18 protein-coding genes and 3 pseudogenes are annotated in these 17,496 nt (G+C 63.6%); 5 read left to right on the top strand and 16 right to left on the bottom strand.

Going from position 1 to position 17,496, the window contains the following annotated elements; all coding sequences use genetic code 11:
* Window positions 1-34 precede the first annotated feature (34 nt).
* From ACN2XU_RS23535 to ACN2XU_RS23500, 8 genes and pseudogenes are all read right to left on the bottom strand, one after another.
* Window positions 35-763 (bottom strand): annotated as a pseudogene (locus ACN2XU_RS23535) (transposase); the annotation flags it as partial.
* Window positions 764-914: 151 nt separating this feature from the next.
* Window positions 915-2,231: a TRAP transporter large permease gene (locus ACN2XU_RS23530; RefSeq protein WP_419412793.1), complete on the bottom strand. Its 1,317-nt coding sequence runs from the start codon at window positions 2,229-2,231 to the stop codon at window positions 915-917.
* Window positions 2,228-2,779, bottom strand: a complete 552-nt coding sequence (locus ACN2XU_RS23525; RefSeq protein WP_419412792.1) for a TRAP transporter small permease subunit — start codon at window positions 2,777-2,779, stop codon at window positions 2,228-2,230. The genes ACN2XU_RS23530 and ACN2XU_RS23525 overlap by 4 nt, the downstream gene beginning before the upstream one ends.
* Before the next feature lie 58 nt (window positions 2,780-2,837).
* Window positions 2,838-3,854 carry a TRAP transporter substrate-binding protein gene (locus ACN2XU_RS23520; RefSeq protein ID WP_419412791.1) on the bottom strand — a complete coding sequence of 339 codons (1,017 nt, stop codon included), beginning with the start codon at window positions 3,852-3,854 and terminating at the stop codon, window positions 2,838-2,840.
* 34 nt (window positions 3,855-3,888) lie between these two features.
* Window positions 3,889-4,932 carry an L-idonate 5-dehydrogenase gene (locus tag ACN2XU_RS23515; protein WP_419412790.1) on the bottom strand — a complete coding sequence of 348 codons (1,044 nt, stop codon included), beginning with the start codon at window positions 4,930-4,932 and terminating at the stop codon, window positions 3,889-3,891.
* Window positions 4,929-5,894 carry a 2-hydroxyacid dehydrogenase gene (locus ACN2XU_RS23510; protein WP_419412789.1) on the bottom strand — a complete coding sequence of 322 codons (966 nt, stop codon included), beginning with the start codon at window positions 5,892-5,894 and terminating at the stop codon, window positions 4,929-4,931. Before ACN2XU_RS23510 ends, ACN2XU_RS23515 begins: the two co-directional genes overlap by 4 nt.
* Window positions 5,895-5,901: 7 nt before the next feature.
* Complete coding sequence (locus ACN2XU_RS23505; protein WP_419412788.1) at window positions 5,902-6,669, bottom strand: SDR family oxidoreductase; 768 nt, start codon at window positions 6,667-6,669, stop codon at window positions 5,902-5,904.
* Complete coding sequence (locus tag ACN2XU_RS23500) at window positions 6,666-7,862, bottom strand: mandelate racemase/muconate lactonizing enzyme family protein (RefSeq protein WP_419412787.1); 1,197 nt, start codon at window positions 7,860-7,862, stop codon at window positions 6,666-6,668. The genes ACN2XU_RS23505 and ACN2XU_RS23500 overlap by 4 nt, the downstream gene beginning before the upstream one ends.
* 199 nt (window positions 7,863-8,061) lie before the next feature.
* Between ACN2XU_RS23500 and ACN2XU_RS23495 the strand changes: the two genes are divergently transcribed.
* A complete protein-coding gene (locus ACN2XU_RS23495) occupies window positions 8,062-8,772 on the top strand; it encodes a FadR/GntR family transcriptional regulator (RefSeq protein WP_419412786.1) in 711 nt (236 codons plus the stop codon).
* A gap of 268 nt (window positions 8,773-9,040) precedes the next feature.
* Here ACN2XU_RS23495 and ACN2XU_RS23490 read toward each other — a convergent pair whose 3' ends face one another.
* The 7 genes from ACN2XU_RS23490 to ACN2XU_RS23460 form a co-directional block, all read right to left on the bottom strand.
* On the bottom strand, window positions 9,041-9,505 hold the full coding sequence (locus ACN2XU_RS23490) for a DUF3237 family protein (RefSeq protein ID WP_419412785.1): 465 nt from the start codon (window positions 9,503-9,505) through the stop codon (window positions 9,041-9,043).
* Window positions 9,502-9,807, bottom strand: coding sequence for a hypothetical protein (locus ACN2XU_RS23485; RefSeq protein ID WP_419412784.1), 306 nt, complete (start codon window positions 9,805-9,807; stop codon window positions 9,502-9,504). The genes ACN2XU_RS23490 and ACN2XU_RS23485 overlap by 4 nt, the downstream gene beginning before the upstream one ends.
* Window positions 9,808-9,906: 99 nt before the next feature.
* Entirely contained in the window at window positions 9,907-10,200 is a 294-nt protein-coding gene (locus ACN2XU_RS23480) for a type 1 glutamine amidotransferase family protein (RefSeq protein ID WP_419412783.1), read from the bottom strand.
* A complete protein-coding gene (locus ACN2XU_RS23475; RefSeq protein ID WP_419412794.1) occupies window positions 10,197-11,183 on the bottom strand; it encodes an aminotransferase class III-fold pyridoxal phosphate-dependent enzyme in 987 nt (328 codons plus the stop codon). The genes ACN2XU_RS23480 and ACN2XU_RS23475 overlap by 4 nt, the downstream gene beginning before the upstream one ends.
* Window positions 11,102-11,581, bottom strand: coding sequence for a hypothetical protein (locus ACN2XU_RS23470; RefSeq protein ID WP_419412795.1), 480 nt, complete (start codon window positions 11,579-11,581; stop codon window positions 11,102-11,104). Before ACN2XU_RS23470 ends, ACN2XU_RS23475 begins: the two co-directional genes overlap by 82 nt.
* A 359-nt stretch (window positions 11,582-11,940) precedes the next feature.
* The gene (locus tag ACN2XU_RS23465; RefSeq protein ID WP_419412782.1) at window positions 11,941-12,279 is read right to left on the bottom strand and encodes a hypothetical protein; all 339 of its coding nucleotides are present in this window, start codon (window positions 12,277-12,279) and stop codon (window positions 11,941-11,943) included.
* Window positions 12,272-13,204: a 3-hydroxyacyl-CoA dehydrogenase NAD-binding domain-containing protein gene (locus ACN2XU_RS23460; protein ID WP_419412781.1), complete on the bottom strand. Its 933-nt coding sequence runs from the start codon at window positions 13,202-13,204 to the stop codon at window positions 12,272-12,274. The genes ACN2XU_RS23465 and ACN2XU_RS23460 overlap by 8 nt, the downstream gene beginning before the upstream one ends.
* A gap of 327 nt (window positions 13,205-13,531) precedes the next feature.
* Here ACN2XU_RS23460 and ACN2XU_RS23455 point away from each other — a divergent pair.
* The 4 genes and pseudogenes from ACN2XU_RS23455 to ACN2XU_RS23440 all read left to right on the top strand — a co-directional run.
* Window positions 13,532-14,005 (top strand): annotated as a pseudogene (locus ACN2XU_RS23455) (SDR family NAD(P)-dependent oxidoreductase); the annotation flags it as partial.
* Window positions 14,006-14,009: 4 nt separating this feature from the next.
* A pseudogene (locus tag ACN2XU_RS23450) lies at window positions 14,010-14,147 on the top strand (aldehyde dehydrogenase family protein); the annotation flags it as partial.
* A gap of 121 nt (window positions 14,148-14,268) precedes the next feature.
* Window positions 14,269-15,102 carry an aldehyde dehydrogenase family protein gene (locus tag ACN2XU_RS23445; RefSeq protein ID WP_500797242.1) on the top strand — a complete coding sequence of 278 codons (834 nt, stop codon included), beginning with the start codon at window positions 14,269-14,271 and terminating at the stop codon, window positions 15,100-15,102.
* A gap of 18 nt (window positions 15,103-15,120) precedes the next feature.
* Window positions 15,121-16,494: a glutamine synthetase family protein gene (locus ACN2XU_RS23440; RefSeq protein WP_419412779.1), complete on the top strand. Its 1,374-nt coding sequence runs from the start codon at window positions 15,121-15,123 to the stop codon at window positions 16,492-16,494.
* Window positions 16,495-16,510: 16 nt separating this feature from the next.
* On the opposite strand, the gene ACN2XU_RS23435 is transcribed toward ACN2XU_RS23440, so the two are convergent.
* Complete coding sequence (locus tag ACN2XU_RS23435) at window positions 16,511-17,404, bottom strand: LysR family transcriptional regulator (protein WP_419412778.1); 894 nt, start codon at window positions 17,402-17,404, stop codon at window positions 16,511-16,513.
* Between the last annotated feature and the right edge of the window lie 92 nt (window positions 17,405-17,496).

Raw genomic sequence — 17,496 nt, 5'->3', positions numbered from 1 at the left:
AGATTTGATCCGGGGGATCAGATCAGCCCTGAACGGCCGTTATCTTCTTGTCCTGTAACATTTCTCTGAACCAGTCACCGTCATAGCCTCGGTCGGCCAGAAGCCAGTTTGCCGATGGCAACGTGTCCGACAATGCCTGCGCGCCGCGGTAGTCGCTGACCTGCCCGGCAGTCGGAAACACCCGTTTTGGGCGAGTCACGGCGCCGCAGATCGCGTAGAGCTTGGTCCCTCTCGGGACATTTCCGGCGGACATGCCCTGCCGGGCAGTGGTTCATCCGGCCCGTGGTTCGACCGATCACGCGACCACGCCCCCGTTCGTCGGGGAATTGATCCCCCAGATCAATTCCTGACCCTCCTTACTTGCCCGCAGGCTGGAGGCCGTGCGGTGCGCCTTGAGATGGCTTGCGTCCAGTGCCCGGCAGGGCATCACGGAGTGATGGCCCGAGAGGGGATCATGACGGTGCTCGTCTCGGTGCCCCTCATCGGCCAGTTCGACCAGGATCCTGGCGAAGACGCCCATCTCGCTCCACCTGCGCCAGCGGTTGTAGAGCGTCTTGTGCGGGCCGTATTCCCCGTTCGGGTCGGCCTCGAACCGGTGGCGGCTCGACCCTCATCATCAAGCCAGCGCAAACCATTGCGATTAATGAAGATAATCCCGCCAAGCTCGCGCCTGTCATCCTCCCTCGGGCGACCACGGCTCTTCGGGAAAGAAGGGACGCAGACGCACCATCTGCGCCTCCGTGAGCCAGAACAAATCGCTCATGATGCAGGTCTCCACGACACCCCGGCATCACCTTTTCTGCCAAATCTCAATGAAGCCGGAGCCTAGCCTCCGCAGTCAATCAATATGGGCCAGATCAGGGTGATCGAACGCCCCGGACCGCTGCGCTTGACAGAAAACCCGGGTCAGGCCTTTACCGTCCGGTAATCCCCGGGAAGGCCACCAGAAGACCGACGGCAAGGATCTGCAGTGCGATGAAGGGCAGCAGTGCGCGAAAGATCTCGCCGAGGGAGATGTCCGGCGGGGCCACGGATTTCAGATAGAACGCTGCCGGGCCAAAGGGCGGTGACAGGAAGCTGACCTGCATGTTCATCGCGAACAGCACACCGAACCACACCGGGTCGAGGCCCAGCGATTTGATGATCGGCACGAAGATCGGCATCGTCAGAAGCGCGATCCCGACCCAGTCGAGGAAAGCCCCCAGCACAAACAGGATCGCCATCATCACCAGCACGATGACGGTCGGATTGTCGGAGATCCCCGTCATCAGGTCGGAGATGAAGCGGATGCCGCCCATCAGGTTGTAGACCCCGACCAGCGCGGTGGCCCCGATCCCGATCCAGACGATCATGCCCACTGTAGCCAGCGTCTGCATCGCGCTGTCGCGCAGCATGGCGAGCGAGAACTCACCCCGCAGCACGGTCGACAACAGCACACCGCCGACGCCCACGGCCGAGGCTTCGGTCACCGAGGCGATCCCGGCATAGATCGACCCGAGCACGAAGAACACGACCAGGAGAGGCACGATCAGGCCCTTGAGCAGCTTGATCTTCTCGGCACCGAGCATCGGCTCCGGGTCGGGAGGGGGTGCGATGTTGGGGTTGGAGTAGGACAGAACGAGGATGTAGATGACGTAGAACATTGCCAGCATGAAGCCGGGCAAGAAGGCCGCAGTGAACAGATCCCCGATCGAGACGTTGGCCGTCAGCCCGTAGATGATCAGCACGATTGACGGCGGCACCATGGTGCCGAGCGATCCGCCCGCGCAGACCACGCCGATGGCGAGTTTGCGGTCATAACCCTGCCGGAGCATCTGGGGCAGCGCGATCATACCCAGCAGCACGATCTCGCCGCCGATGATCCCGGACATGGCGGCCAGAACCACGGCGACAAAGATCGTCTGCACCGCCACACCGCCGCGCAACCGCCCGCCGATCAGCTTCATCGCGTCGAACAAATCGCGTGCGATGCCGGATCGGTCCAGCAGTGCGGCCATCAGCACGAACATCGGCACCGAGACGAAAACGAAACTTTCGACGAAGGTATAGATGCGCGAGGTGATGATCGGCACCGCCATGGTGCCATAGCCGAGCAGCGCAAACACCAGCGCGACCAGCAGCGTGACAAAGGCCAGCGGCATACCGGTGAGCAGCAACACCACCATAAGGCCGAACATCCACAGGGTCAGCGGGCCGATGCCGATGGCCATGAAGTCAAGAAGGGCACTCATGCGTCACGCTCCGGGGCGCCGTCCACGGGGGCGCGCAGGTAATTGAAGGCAAGGATCAGGAACTGGACCGCCATGGTCAGCAGGATGAGCAGCAGAAATCCCTTGACCAGCGCCGGGGTCGGCGGGTTCCAGGCAGAACCCGACGTTTCCATGCGAAAGCTGCCATTCGGCGTCCAGAAAGCCTTGGACACCATGATCCAGCAGGCAAAGGCAAAAAAGCCCGAGGCGATCAGCGACAGGATGGAAATGGCGACGTTCAGCCAACGTTTCGCGCGCGGCCCGATGGCATCATAGATCAGCACGACGCGGATATGGCTGTTGCGGGACACGCAGAACAGTCCACCATAAAGGAAGGCGAGGCCACACAGGAAGGTCGTGGTTTCATGTGCCCACAGCGTCGGTTTGTTGAACACGTAGCGCAAGAACACCTCAAGCAGCAGGATGCCGGCGGCCAGCACGATGCCTGCGGCGAACACATATCCGCCCTTGTCGATGATGCGCCCGAGACGGCCCGCTTCGGGTGCCGCACGCTTGGACAAATCGCTCATTTCTTACCTCCCTGCGCAAAGGTCACGGGGCGGACGGTGAGGCCCGCCCCGTTTCGGTTCACTTGATCAGGCCTTTGGATTCCAGGTAGGCGTTCAGGCTGTCATAGACCTTCTGGGCCATCTCGGACTGGCTGGCGACCTTTTCCCATTCGCCGCGCGCGATGCCGCGGAACTTGGCGCGCTCTTCTGCGGGCCAGTCGTGGATGGTCACCTCGCCTTTGGCTTTCGCCGCCTCGATCGCCGCCAGATCACGCTCTTTCAGAGCATTGACCTGCGTTTGCTGGAACTCCTTGATCGAGGCTTTGAACATCTGCTGCACGTCTTCGGGCAGCCCGTCCCACTTGGCCTTGTTCATCGAGATCTCGATCAACGGCAGTGAGTGGAAGCCCGGATAGACCGGATGCGTCGCCACGTCGTTCATGCCGACCTCCTGGTTGACCGAGAACACGGAATAGTCGGCCGCGTCGATCACGCCCTTGTCGAGCGAGGTATAGACCTCGGACGCAGGCAGGTTGACCGGGGCGGCACCCGCCGCGCGGAAGACGTTGGCGATCAGGCCCTCGGGGTTGCGCACCTTGAGCCCTTGCAAATCGGCCACGCCGTCAAGCGGCACCTTGGACACAAAGGCTTCGAGGCCCGGCGTGGACACGCCGATGAATTCCAGCCCGTAGGGGTTCAGAAGCTCGTTCATCAGCTCTGCCCCGCCGCCATTCTCGACGAAGTCGATCATCTCGGACGGGTCGGACCAGGCGCCCACCGGGTTGGCGATCAGGCCAAAGGCCGGGTCTTTGCCTGCAAAGTAGGACGTGTCGGTGATGTGGCCGTCAATGATGCCGGCGCCGACCGCGTCCTGGGTTTCCTTGTAATCGACGATGGAGCCCACGGGCAGCAGTTCGACGACGATGTTTCCACCGCTCATCTCTTTCAACGTCTCGGTCCAGCCTTGCTGGAACTCGAAGTTCGGATTGCCCGCCGGGTCCGACGATTGGAAGCGGAAGCTGTAATCCTGCGCGTTGGCGGCCATGACGGACAGGCCAAGGGCCAGCGCACTGGTGAGCAGAGTCTTGAAAGTCATTGGGGTCTCCTCCCTCTGGGTTGATCTCGGCGTGTCAGACGCCGGAGAAACGGATCTGCACCTTCATGGCGCGGGACTTGTCCGCCGCCAGATCGAAGGCCGCGACGGCGGCGTCGGCGTCGTGGACACCGGTCAGCAGCGGGGCGAGGTTGATGCGCCCGTCTGATATGATCCGCGCAGCGGTGGCAAATTCTTCGTGGAAGCGGAACGCGCCGCGCAGGGTCAACTCCTTGGCCACCGTCAGTTGCAGCGGCAGCGGGGCGTCGCCGCCCATGCCGACAAGGATCACCGTGCCGCCCGCCCGCGTGGCGTTCAGCAGCCCGCCAAGCGCCTGCGGTGCGCCGGAGCATTCGAAGCTGACGTCGATCCGGCCCTTGTCGCCCTGTAGCGGTGCCAGCGCCTCGGGCGTGGTGGCAAGGTTGATCGTCTCATCCGCGCCCATCGCCCGCGCCACGCCAAGCGGTGTGTCCGAGATGTCGGTCGCGATGATCCGCGTCGCCCCGGCCAGCCGCGCGGCAGCAATCGTCAGGCAGCCGATGGGGCCAGAGCCCGACACCAGCACGGTCTTGCCGACCAGCGAGCGTGCCTGCCGCACCGCGTGCAGACAGACGGCCAGCGGTTCGGTCATCGCGGCAAACGCGAGGTCAGTCTCCGGCGTGAACTGTTCCACCCGGCTTGCGGGCAGGGTCAGCGCCTCGCGGAACAAGCCCTGTTCATGCGGCATCCGCATGGCCGAGCCGTTGAAGCGCATGTCGAGACATTGGTTAGGCTGCCCCCGGAGGCAGTATTCACAGCACCTGCAGGGGCGTGATGGGTTCACCGCCACCTTATCCCCGACGGCCAGACCCTCGACACCCTCGCCCACGGCAGACACGACGCCGGACACCTCGTGCCCAAGCGCCATCGGCTCGCGCACACGGATCGCGCCGAAGCCGCCGTGCAGGTAATAATGAAGGTCGGACCCGCAGATGCCGCCATTGGCGACATTCACCTGCACTTCTCCGGGGCCCGGCTGCGCGGCCGGAGCCATGTCTTCGATGCGCAGATCACGTTCGCCGTGGATGACAACCGCCTTCATGAGTGCGGCTCGCTGACGACATTGATCAGATCGTCACCGCGCGCCAGACGGTTGATATTCTCCGCCACAGTGGCGGTGCGGCGTGCGATGGTGCCGTTTGTCCAGCCGGACATGTGCGGCGTGATCAACACGTTGGGGAGATTGCAAAACGGGTGTTTTGACGGCTGAGGGTTGGGATCGTCCCTCGAGGGATAGACGTACCAAGTATCGAGGATCGCGTTCAGGCGACCATCCTTCAACGCGGCAAACAGCGCATCCTCGTCGATCACCGGGCCGCGCCCGACGTTCATGACGATCGCGCCATCGCGTATGGCGGCGAGCACCTCCGCGCCGATCAACCCGGCTGTGCGACCCGTCAGCGGCAGCGTGTTCAGCAGCACATCCACCTGCCCGGCCATTTCAGGCAGCGCATCCAGTTCGTGTGTCGTGATCCGCGCATCTTCAACCGGCGAGCGGTTCGCCACATGGACCGTCATGCCGAAGGCCAGCGCGCGCTCCTTGACCGCCTTGCCGATGTGGCCGTGCCCGACGATGCCGATGCTCTGCTGGCCCATTTCGGTGCGCAGCCCGTCCGGGCCGCCGGCCCAGTAGTGCCAGTCGCCCTGCCGCAGCCGGGCGTCCGCATCCGCCAACGGCACGTGCCGCGACAGAAGGGCCGCCATGACGTATTCCGCGATGGCGTTTTCGTGCCCGAAAGCGTTGCACACGGCGCAGCTCGTGGGCAGGGCGTCCATGTCGACCTTGTCGAAACCGGCTGCGGGGAGCTGAAACAGCCGGGCGTTCTGTACACCCTTGCCCGCATAATGCACACCGACGACCACGTCAGCGCTGGCCAGCGCCTCAGCCTCGCCCGGGCTGTCCGCCGCGTCGGAGATCACGGTGATCTTGTGCGGCATGTCGAGCTGTTCTGACAGGCCCGGTTCAAACGTGGCGGCATTGGGGCCGTAAAAGACGATGTTCATCATGACCTCACAGCACCGAGATCATGCCGCCATCGGCATAGATGATCTGACCCGAAACATAATTCGACGCGTCTGAGGCGAGGTAGATACAGGTTCCGGCCAACTCCTCCGGAAGACCCCAGCGGCGCATCGGGGTGCGCCCTTTGACCCATGCGTCGAAGTCGGGGTTCGACAGCAGCGCCTCGTTCATGTCGGTGACCATGTAGCCCGGTCCGATGGCGTTGGCCTGGATGCCCAGCTCGCCCCATTCCGCCGCCATCGACTTGGTCAGCATCTTGATGCCGCCCTTGGCGACCGTGTAGGGCGCGACCGTCGCGCGGGCCAGCTCGGAGGTGAGCGAGCCAATGTTGATCACCTTGCCCTTGCCTCGTTTCGCCATGCGTTTGGCTGCTTCGCGGCCCACGACGAAGGCCGCCGTGAGGTTGATGTCCAGCACGCGCCGCCAATCGGCGGTTTCCAGCTCCAGCATCGGCTTGCGGAACTGGATACCCGCGTTGTTCACAAGGATATCGACGTCGACACCCTCTGCGTCCAGCGTCTCGAACGCCGAGACGATGGCCGCCTCGTCCGCCACGTCAAACGCCGAGGTCAGCACGTCAAAGCCCTGCTCGCGCATCTCCTGCGCGGCGGACTCCAGCCGGTCTGGATTCACACCGTTGAGAACAATGCGCGCGCCGGCCTGTGCCAGACCTTCGGCAAAGGCGCGGCCAAGACCGCGTGAAGAACCCGTGATGAGGGCGGTTTTGCCGGTCAGATCAAAAAGGGGATGGCTCATGAGACCTCCGAAACTCGTGTTGTCAGATCGCTGCGCTCGAAGAATTCCGGGCGCAGTTCGGTGCCGAGGCCTGGGCCTTCCATCGGGTAGACGTATCCGCCCTCGATGCGCGGCACCTCGGTCACCAGTTCGCGATACCAGCCGTTGTAAAAGGCTCGAACTGATTCCTGGATCAGAGTGTTGGGCTGGCTGAACGACATGTGGATCGCAGCGGCAAAGCCCACCGGACCGATGCAGTCATGTGGCGCGAAGGGGCGGTGATAGGTGTCCGCCATGGCGGCGATTTTGCGGCCTTCGGTCAGCCCGCCTGTCCAGCACAGGTCTGCCATGACCACATGCGCGGCGTCCCGGTCGAGGAATTCCTTATAGGCAAAGCGCGAGCCAAGCGTTTCCGATGCGCAAGTCCAGACCGACGTCGAGGCGGCAAATTCCGCCAGCGCCTGCGCGTTGTTCATGCGGATCGGATCCTCGTACCAGCGGGGCTGGTAGTCCTCCAGAACGCGGGCGATGTCCTTGGCCACCGGCAGGTTCCACAGGCAATGCAGCTCGACCATGATCTCCATTCGGTCGCCGACAGCCTTGCGGATCTGTTCGAAGGGTTTCACCGCCGTCTTCATCTGCTCAGCCGTGATGAACATGCCCTTGTTCTCGATCGCAGGCGGATCGAAAGGCCAGATCTTCATCGCGGTGATGCCCTTGTCGAGCAAATCTTCGGCCAGCGCACCCGCGTCGGTCATGAAGGCGTCGAGGTCCTCGTACTGACCCTCATCTCGGTTCCATGTATCGACCGGCTTGATCTTGTTGGTGCGTACGTAGCGTGTGCCGGCACAGGTATTGTAGATGCGGATCTTGTCCCACGACTGGCCGCCCAGCATCACATGCACGGGCTGCTCTGCCACCTTGCCAAAGATGTCCCACAGCGCGATGTCGATGGCAGAGGCGGCGCGGTATTCCACCCCGGTCGAGGCCTGCGCGTTTGGCAGGCTGACCATTTCCTTGTGCAGCGCCTCGATGTTCAGCGGGTTCTGGCCCACGAGCCGAACGGCTAGCGTATTGTGAATATGCGCCTCACAGGCTTCGGCCCCGTAGAAGGTTTCCCCGAGGCCGGTAATCCCGGCATCGGTCTCCACATGGACCCAAAGCACATTGGCGAATTCCTCGGCACGATAGGTGCGGATGGCGGTGATCTTCACGTCAGATGTCCTCCCTGCGCGTCCGGTCGGGCCGGTGCGTTCGTCACGGCAATGACTACCCGTCCCATTCGCGCGCAGCCACATATTGTGACAATTTTCTATGGATTGTCAGACAATATTGACGCATGATAGAGGAAATACACAGCTGAGGCCCTTCGATCCAATAGAATCCTCGAACCAACGCTGAAGGGAGGACTTCTTGACAAAGCCCATATCCGCCGAGCCGGGACTGGCCGAAATGGCCATGAAGGGCATTCGCGATCTGGTCCGCGCGCAAGGGTTGCGTCCCGGCGACACGCTGCCGTCAGAGGCGGCCCTTGCCGAACATCTGGGCATATCGCGCCCCGTGACGCGCGAGGCCCTGCGTGGACTGGCCACCTTGCGAATCCTCGACATCGGAGGCTCGCGCAAGGCGCGGGTGGCGGTGCCCGACGCGTCGGCCCTCAGCCTCGTGCTCGACCATGCGACCTATAGCCGGGGGATGAGCATCCAGCAGGTGCTTGATGTGCGCAGAACTCTGGAAATGCGTACCGTCGGCCTGGCGGCCATGCGTCGCAGCGATGCCGAGGCGACGGAGCTTCTGGACATCACCGCGCGCATGTTCACCGCCCTGGAAGGCGGGCACACCGCGTTGATGGAGCTGGATATCCGCTTTCATTCGGTGATCGCCCGAGCGTCCGGCAATCATCTCTATGCCATGCTGGTGGACAGTTTCTGGATCATCACCCGACAGACATGGGCCATCGGCTGGCGCTCGCGCGCGACTCACCAGAACCGCCGCGACAACATCAAATGTCACGAACGCATCGCGACCGCGATCATGGCACAGGACGCAAGTCGCGCCGAAGCTGCCATGTCAGAGCATTTCGACAGCGCCGTCACTGTGCTGCTGCGCGCCGGAGTGACCTGATACGTCGACATGCCTGTCGCGGGTTAGGATCTGGCCGTGGTCCGGAGGGGGATGACCGCCGAACGCCTGACGTCCGGAGAATGATCAAGAGCAAAGGCGTTCCCGGCTTGATCAACCGGATGATCCTTTCAGGGTTCGCGATGCCTCTGCGGGCAATTGATGAGATCGCCCCCGTGAGATGACGTGTTTGGCCAGAACGCGTGATGCCAGCTTGGTCACTGCAGCGAGTCAGCGCCGGCGAACGTTGGCATCCGCCATGCCGCGACCATCAAATCACCGCCTCCCGGTGTTCGATATAGACGTGATCATCGTTGCCTGCTTGTGCCGTGGCGGTGCCGAAGAACACGGATTTGTCCAGCCAATCATGTGGTCCGGCGGGCACTTCGAAGGACGCGCGGGTGCGGCCAAGGAATGCGCCGTCCGGCTGCGCGACCATCAAGCCCGCGTTCAGGATTGAAATGACGGTGCCGTCACTCAGTCGGATCAGGTAGCGCGCCTCGATGGCGTAAGAGCCGTCCGGCAGGCCCACGGCCCAATCTGCACCGCCTGGGATGATCTGCCCCTCAAGCTCTTCGCCTTGCAGGACGCCGCCGACAATGGGAAACACCGCGCGTTTGAGCCCATGGCTGGATTCAAACTCCTCCGCAGGGCCAAGATCGGCGCGGATCGCGGCGCAATAGACAAGGTCCGGTTTGGCCAGAGGTTGGCGTGCTCCGAGATCGACACAGCTCATGAGGTCCTCCTGCATTGTATCTGGCGCGGCCGTTTGAAGAACGCGGCGAACAGATCGGCCATGTCAGATGTTGCCAGATCATCGCTCACGTTTTCCACCGCGGCGCGGGCAATATCGGGCGGCAGGATCTCGCCGCCCGCGGCCAAGAGATCGGCCATGAACGCAGCCGTGAATTCCGGGTGCGGCTGCACGGTCAGCGCGGTATCGTCATAGGACAGCATCGCGTTGGCGCAGAAATCCGTGTGGCCAATGACCTCCGCCTCTGTGGTTGGCTGGATCATCTGATCCTGATGCCAGGCCATGATCGGCTTTGGCCCGGTCCCTGTCTGGAAGGATGTCGCGCCAACGGACCAGCCGCCGGAGAATTTCTCGACCGTGCCGCAAAGCGCCTGCGCCAGAATTTAGTGCCCGAAACAGATGCCAACGATGGGCTGTCCGCCGGCGTAGACCTGTCGCAGGAAATCCTCCAGCGGGGCGATCCACGGCAGGTCCTCGTAGACGCCATGTTTGGAGCCGGTGACCAGCCAGCCATCCGCCGCGTCGATGGAGGGTGGCAGTTCGCCGTCGAGCACCGCGTAGGTCTGGAACTGGAACCCGCGTCCGTCCAGAAGGGCGCGGAACATGGCATCGTAGTCGCCATGCTCCGCGGGCAGGGTTTCCACGGTGCGGCCGGTCAGGAGAATGCCGATCTTCATGCCAGCAAGGCCTCAAGATCGGGTGTGGCGGCGGTGAGCGCGCGAGCATACCGATCCGCGGCCTCGATGATCTCCGCCTCCGTCACGGTCAGCGGCGGCGATAAGGACGTCACCGGAAGGTAGGGCAGCGCGCGGGTCAGAACCCGTGCTGCGGTGGCATGTTTGGCCACGATCTTGTGCGGGGCGGTGCCCTGCGGGAAACCGGTGAATTCGACCGCCGCCATCAGGCCGACACCGCGAATATCGCCGACAAAGGGGCTGTCGCCGACGCGCGCACGCAGCGCGTCCAGCAGGACCGGCCCCAGCGTGGCGGCGCGGCCCGGCAGGTCTTCCTGTTCCATAACGTCGAGATTGGCCAAGGCAATCGAGGCGCCAACCGGATGGCCGGAATAGGTAAAGCCGTGCATGACCACGCCCATCTCTTCGGAGGCCCCTGCGAAAACCTCCCACATGCGGGTCGAGATGACCGAGGCGGACATCGGGAAATAGGCGCTTGTCAGGCCCTTGGCTCGCGACACGATGTCGGGGCGCAAGCCACAGGTGCCCGATCCGAACCAGTTGCCGGTGCGGCCAAAGCCCGTGATGACCTCATCGGAGATCAGCAGGATGTCGTGGCGGTCCAGCACTTCTTGCAGCTTGGCGAAATAGCCCTCAGGCGGCAGGAAGACACCGCCGGTGCCCATCACGGGCTCGGCGATGAAGGCTCCGATGGTGTCCGCGCCTTCGCGGGCGATCATCGCTTCGAGGTCGGCAATCAGGCGGTCGGTGTAGGCCGCTTCGCTCTCGCCGTCCTCGCCGAAGGCGAAATAATGCGGGCAGCTTGTGAGCCGCACCGTGTCCAGCGGCATGTCAAAGGCGGTGTGGTAGAATTTGATCCCCGTCAGGCTGCCCGAAGCGAGGGTCAGACCGTGATAGGCCCCCTCCCGCGCGATGATCTTTTTCTTCGCCGGCTTGCCGCGCAGGTTGTTGTAGTAGTTGACCAGTTTGACGGCGGTGTCATTGGCGTCCGATCCGGAGTTGCCGAAAACACCCGCGCCATGTCCGATCCCGGAACCGTGTCCAGGAACAGGCCCAGCAAGCGGTCGGCAAGGCGAATGGTCGGCTCGGCGGAGGCGCCGCCGAAGAAATGCTGAAAGCTGAGCTCTTGCATGGCCACGGCTCCGGCCTGCACCAGTCCCTTGCGGCCATAGCCGACGTTCACGCACCACAGGCCGGCGCCCATGTCCAGCAACGTCTGGCCGGTGTCCCGGGTCACGGTCACGCGCTCTGCGGCGGTGAAGATCGAGGGCCCGTTCTTTTGCAGGTCACTGATCGAGCTGACCGGGTGGAAAAGGCTCATCTGATCCATCTGAGTCAGGGAAAGAATTGCGCGTTCATTCATGGGGCGGTCCTTTCAGGATCAGGAAACCAGTCGGCGCAAGGCACGCACGGCCCTCTCGGGGATTGTGATGACGGGGCAACCGACACGCGGTTGCAAGAGTTTGGCGGCCCGCGCGAGGCTGAATTGCCCAAGCAGGACGACGTCCTGCGGGCCAAGGTCCCGGCAGGCGTCCAGAACGGCACGGTCGTGTCCGGGCCATCGCCGGATTGGAGCGCGGCCATCGCGCCCTCGGCCAGAACAGGTGTGATTTCGATGGTCTTGCCCCGCGCCTCTGCCATGGCTTCAAGCTCGCGCGTCAGCGCGGGCAGGGACGGCGGAAAGGTCACGACCAGCGCAATGCGCGGGCCACCCTTGAGCGCCTATTCAAAGGCGGCCACATTGGGACGCAGGACGGGAATGGCCAGGTCGGTCTTGACCGCTTCGAAAGCGGGGCCGCAAGCGGAGCAGGTGAAGAAGTTGGCGCGCGTGTCCTGCACCCCGCTGCCTGCGGCGGCATAGCGTCCGAGGGTCAGGAAACGGTCTGTCATCGCCTGATCCAGCGATCCGGCCCGGGCCAGATCCGCCGAGAGGGAGGCATCCAGCAGGTCGGCGGGCGCGGCTTCGGGCCATAGCCGGGCAAAGGCATCGCGGATCGGCAGCACCGATTCTTCGAGCGCGTGGATCAGGCCGATGCGGGGGGAGGGGGCTTGCTCAGACATGCGGGGCCTGCTTGCGGGCGCGCAGGGCGGCGATCAGCGCCTTGTCCCGGTGCTCTTCTAGCTGCGTTATGCTGCGCCCGGCGGCCTCGCGATCGACACCCGCCACAAGATCCGCCTGCACCTGTTCGCTGAGGGTCGGGGTTCCAAGCGCGGCCCAACGTCGCTCCTGACTTGGTCCGAGGTGCGACAGGTAGGCCGCCATGCCGCCCGGGCCGCCGCCAAGATGATACGCCATATGCGCCCCCAGCACCGACCAGCGCAGGCCGGGGCCATTGACGAGGGCGGCGTCGATCGCCTCGACGTCAGCAATGCCTTCCTGAACCATGTAGACCGCTTCGCGCCACAGCGCCGAGGCAAGGCGGTTGGCGATGTGCCCGGTCGCGTCCTTTCTCAGGCGCACGGGCACACGCTCTGCGGCGCGATAGATCGTCTCCGCGCGCTCAAGGCGGGCGGGGTCCGTGCCGTAGATCTCGACCAGTGGCACAAGATGCGGCGGGTTGAACGGATGGGCGGTGATCAGCCTCTCGGGCTTCTGGAGGCCAGGGCTGAGATCAGACCAGGTGAGCGCCGAGGTGGAGGAGGCAAGCACGGCGTGGTCTGCCATCAGGGGTTCGACCTGAGCATACAGCGCATGTTTGACCGGGATGTTTTCCGGCGCGTTTTCCTGAATGAGGTCAGCCCCATTGACGGCCCCAGCGAGGTCCGTGCAAAGCGTCAACGTGCCACGCGGACCTGCGCCGGGCGCGACCTCGGCGAGCTGCGCCAGTGGTGCGCGCATCCGCGCCTCGACATCGGCCAGAGCCTCGGGTTTCGGGTCCCAGATGCAGACATCCAAGCCGTGGTGAAAGAAGAGGGCTGCCCAGCCCGCGCCAATCAGGCCCGCGCCGAGGATCGCGATCCGATCCGAATGTGCTCTGTCGCTCATGCCGCCTCCAATAATTTGCGATCGCACTTTTTTTCTGAATTTTGATATGCATGCAAGGTATTTTGGTTTTTCCAAAAATTATAGCTCTGAATCCCGCCGGATTTGGCAGCGCCATGTCCCATTGTCGATTTTTTGCGATCGCAAAAGGCACTGACGGCTGAACACAGCCGATGGCCAACCATGACTCAACGCGACGCAGCCACATCCCGGACATGCGCCATGGTGACCGGAGCCACGTCGGGGATTGGCGGCCATCTCACGGGCGCTTGAGGCGCAGGGTTACGCGCTGCTTCTGGTCGGCCGCCGTGAGATGCCGGGCAGGCGCTCGCAGAAGAGTTGTGCGGGAACGGCGCGGAGGTGGCATTCCACGCGGCGGACATCGCGGACAAGGCCGCGCCCGAGGCCATCGTTCAGGCGGCCATCGGCGCTTTTGGCCGCGTCAATATTCTGATCAACAACGCCGGTATGCTGACCCATGGCGCCGCCGAGGAGCCCACTGACAGGGATTGGGCGCGGGTCACGGAGGTCAACGTCTCTGCGGTCTTCCGCCGGTCCCGTGCGGCGATTCCGGCGCTCCGGGCCTCCGGGCGCGGGGCGTCAATATCGCCTCCGACTGGGCAATCGAGATCACCACCCACGAAGACGAGGTCGCCCGGATACAGGCGCGTCAAGAAGGCACGGTTCCGCCGGAGGTGCTTGACGAGACCCGCCGCGCGGCACATGTCTTTCGCTTCTTCGCTTCTTCGCTTCTTCGCTTCTTCGCTTCTTCGCTTCTTCGCTTCTTCGCTTCTTCGCCGGTGAGGCGCTGCGTCTGACCGGCGATGCCATCGCCTCTGTTCGTCCGGGTGTGGAAGTGGAAGTGACGCGCGAGCCGCTCGGGGTTGTTGGTCTGATCACGCCGTGGAACTGTCCGATCGCCATCCCGGCATGGAAAATCGCCCCGGCGCTGGCCTATGGCAACTGCGTGATCTTCAAACCGGCGGAACAGAACCCCGGGTTCAGCGCATATTCTGACGCAGATCATCCACGAGGCCGGATGGCCGGCGGGGGTGTTCAACCTTGTGATGGGGCGCGGCTCGGTCGTGAGCGAGGCGATGACCGGAGATCCGCGCATCACAGGCATTTCCATTACCGGATCGGTTCCTGTGGGTCGGCATCTGACTGGGGCTTGCGCCGCGAACATGAAAAAGCTCCAGATGGAGATGGGTGGCAAGAACCCGATGATTGTCATGGACGACGCGGATCTGGAAACGGCGGTGTCGGCCTGTCTCAACGGGGCGTTCTTCCAGACCGGGCAGCGGTGCACGGCGTCCTCGCGGCTGATCGTTCAGTCAGGCATTCACGATGCTTTCGTGGCAGAGTTGAACCGCCAGATGCAGGCGCTCAAGGTCGGTCACGCCTTGGCTGACGGCATGCAGATCGGCCCGGTGGCCTCCAGTAGCCAGCTTGAAGGAAATTATGTCCTACGTGGTGCTGGCCGCCGAAGAAGGCTGCGAAGTGCTGGGCGGGGGCATCTGATCCGCGAGACAGTAGGTTATTTTCAGGTCCCGGCCCTGTTCATCTGGGCCAACAACGCCATGCGCAGCGCCCGCGAGGAAATCTTTGGCCCCTGCGCCAGCGTGATCCGCTTCGATGACTTTGACGAGGCGGTGAGCCTCGCCAATGATACACCGTTCGGCCTGTCCTCTGGGATCTGCACCACCAACCTGCGCTTTGCCCGCGACTTCAAGCGGCGCTCGGCGGCGGGGATGGTCATTCTCGACCTGCCGACAGCGGGTGTCGATTATCACGTGCCATTTGGCGGGCGCACAGGGTCCAGCTTTGGCTCGCGCGAGCAGGACAGTTATGCGGCGGAGTTCTACACATCGGTCAAAACGGCCTATACGTTTGCCGGATAACGTCGGAAGGACACCCAAATGACCCTGATTGCGCCGCTGGACAAGGCGCCTCAGTCCGAGGCAACGCAGTTTCTCGACACTTACCCGGATGTGCAGGCGATCGACATCATCCTGAGCGATCTGCACGGCATCGGACGCGGCAAGATCATCCGGCGCCATGAGCTGGAAAGCCTGTTCACGTCGGGGCGCGGCATGCCCGCCTCGCTGTTTGCTCAGGATGTCTCTGGCCATGACGTGGATGCTGCGATCGAAGCGATTGACGATGGCGGCGGGGACAGCCGTTGCTGGCCGGTGCCCAATACGCTGGGCTATCAGACGGCGACCGGGCGCGGCCTTGTCCTGTTGCAGATGGAAATGCCGGATGGCACGCCCACGCCCTATGATCCGCGCAATGCCCTGATGCGTCAGGTCGCGCGGGCCAGGGCGCTGGGGCTGACGCCGATGGGCGCACTGGAGCTGGAATTCTACCTTGTCGACAAGGAGCGCGATGCGGATGGCAAACCGCAACCGGCGCGGGCCCCGATGACAGGTCGCAGATTGTCGGGCACCAATTGCATGTCGGTCGATGAACTGGACGAAATGGCCCCGTTCTTTGATGCGGTGTACGAGGGGGCCGCGGCGCTTGACCTGCCGATGGAAAGCCTGATCTCCGAATATGCCGTGGGGCAATTCGAGCTGACCCTGCGCTACCGCGATCTGGCCGGGGCGGCGGATGATCTGGTGCGCTCCAAGCGGTTGTTGCGCAGCACGGCGCGGCGCTTTGGCATGGAGGCTTGCTTCATGTCGAAACCCTTTGCGCAAAGCTCGGGCTCGGGGATGCACCTGCACCTGTCGCTGGCGGACGAGAGCGGCGCGAATATCTTTGCCGACCCCTCGGAAGGCATGCTGGAGCCGCGCATGCTCAGCGCCATTGGCGGCATCAGGGACAGCATGGCCGACTCCATGCTGCTGCTTGCTCCGGTGCTGAACAGTTGGCGGCGGTTCGCCGGGACGGTTTACTCTCCTGCGGCCAACACCTGGGGGGCGGAGGATCGTAACGTTGCGCTGCGCATTCCGTCCGGCGCGGCCAAGACCCGGCATTTCGAACACCGTGTGGCGGGCGTTGATGCCAACCCCTACCTTGTTGCGGCGCTTGTCCTCGGCGCGGCACTGGATGGTATGGAGGCAGGCACCGCGCCGGGCGCGGAAGGCGCAGCCGGTGAGGCGGAATACCCGCCGATGCCGGGCGGCTGGCTGGAGGCGATCGACCGGTTCGAGGCCTCGGAGACGATGAAATCCATCCTTGGCGCGCCCTTACACCGTGTTCTGTCCGCTGTAAAGCGCGGTGAATACAACGCGTTGGCGGTGGAGGTGACGGACCTCGAATGGCAGCTGTACGGAACCACGATCTGAGGGTGTGTGCGCACCCTCAGATGCCGCCGGATGCCTCTTCGGCCAGCCAGTCGCGAAAGGCGCGCAGCGGAATAAGATCGCCGCGCTCTTCCGGCCAGACCAGCCAATAGGCGCCCCGTACCGGGACCGCCTGTTTCAACACCGGGACCAGACGGCCGTCTGCGATCTCGATCTGCGCAAGATAATCCGGCAGCAGCGCCACGCCCAGCCCCGAGATCGCCGCCTGAATCATCATCGAGAACTGATCCATCAGCATCCCGTCGCCGCCGCGTGCGGCCATGCCCTGTGCCTGAAACCAATCGGACCAGACATTCGGGCGCGATTCCAGATGAAGCAGCTGCACCGCGTCCAGATCCGTTGCCGCATTCAACCCATGCGCGGCCACCAGATCGGGCGAGGCGCAGGCGGTCACGCGTTCATCGAACAGCTTGAGATGATGCACGCCCTGCCAGTCCTCGGTTCCGAAATAAATTGCGGCATCAAAGACTTCGCCGCTGAAATCGAAGCGTTGTATCCGGGTCGACAGGTTGACGGCCACCCCCGGATGCCGCTTCAGGAAGTCCCCCAGACGCGGGCCAAGCCAGCGGGTTGCAAAGGTTGGCAGCACGGCAAGTGACAGGGTGCCGCCGTCGGGATTTGCGACAACGGCAGTGCTGGCCCGCTGGATCATGTCGAGGGCGCGCGCCACCTCGCGCTGATAGGTCAGCGCGGCGGCATTTGGCACCAGTCGTTTGCGGTGCCGCGTGAACAGCTCTTTGCCGAGCTGCTGCTCCAGCGACAGGATCAGGCGGCTGACCGCGCTTTGTGTGAGATCCAGTTCAGCCGCTGCGGCGGTCACGGAGCGATGCCTGACGACGGCATCGAATGCGAGCAAGAGGCGGGTTGAGGGGAGGAAGCGTCTGGGGCGCATGTTCATTCCGTTTGAGAATGTTGTGATGCGGGAATATCGGTTTCTGCGGCGGCATTCAATTGGTATCGAGACGAAAACTGAATGAAACGCCG

It is taken from the genome of Pacificoceanicola niger (assembly GCF_048553275.1).
Classification (GTDB): domain Bacteria; phylum Pseudomonadota; class Alphaproteobacteria; order Rhodobacterales; family Rhodobacteraceae; genus Pacificoceanicola.
Note: the sequence above shows the minus strand (reverse complement) of the source record. Positions and strands in the feature narration are given on the sequence as shown.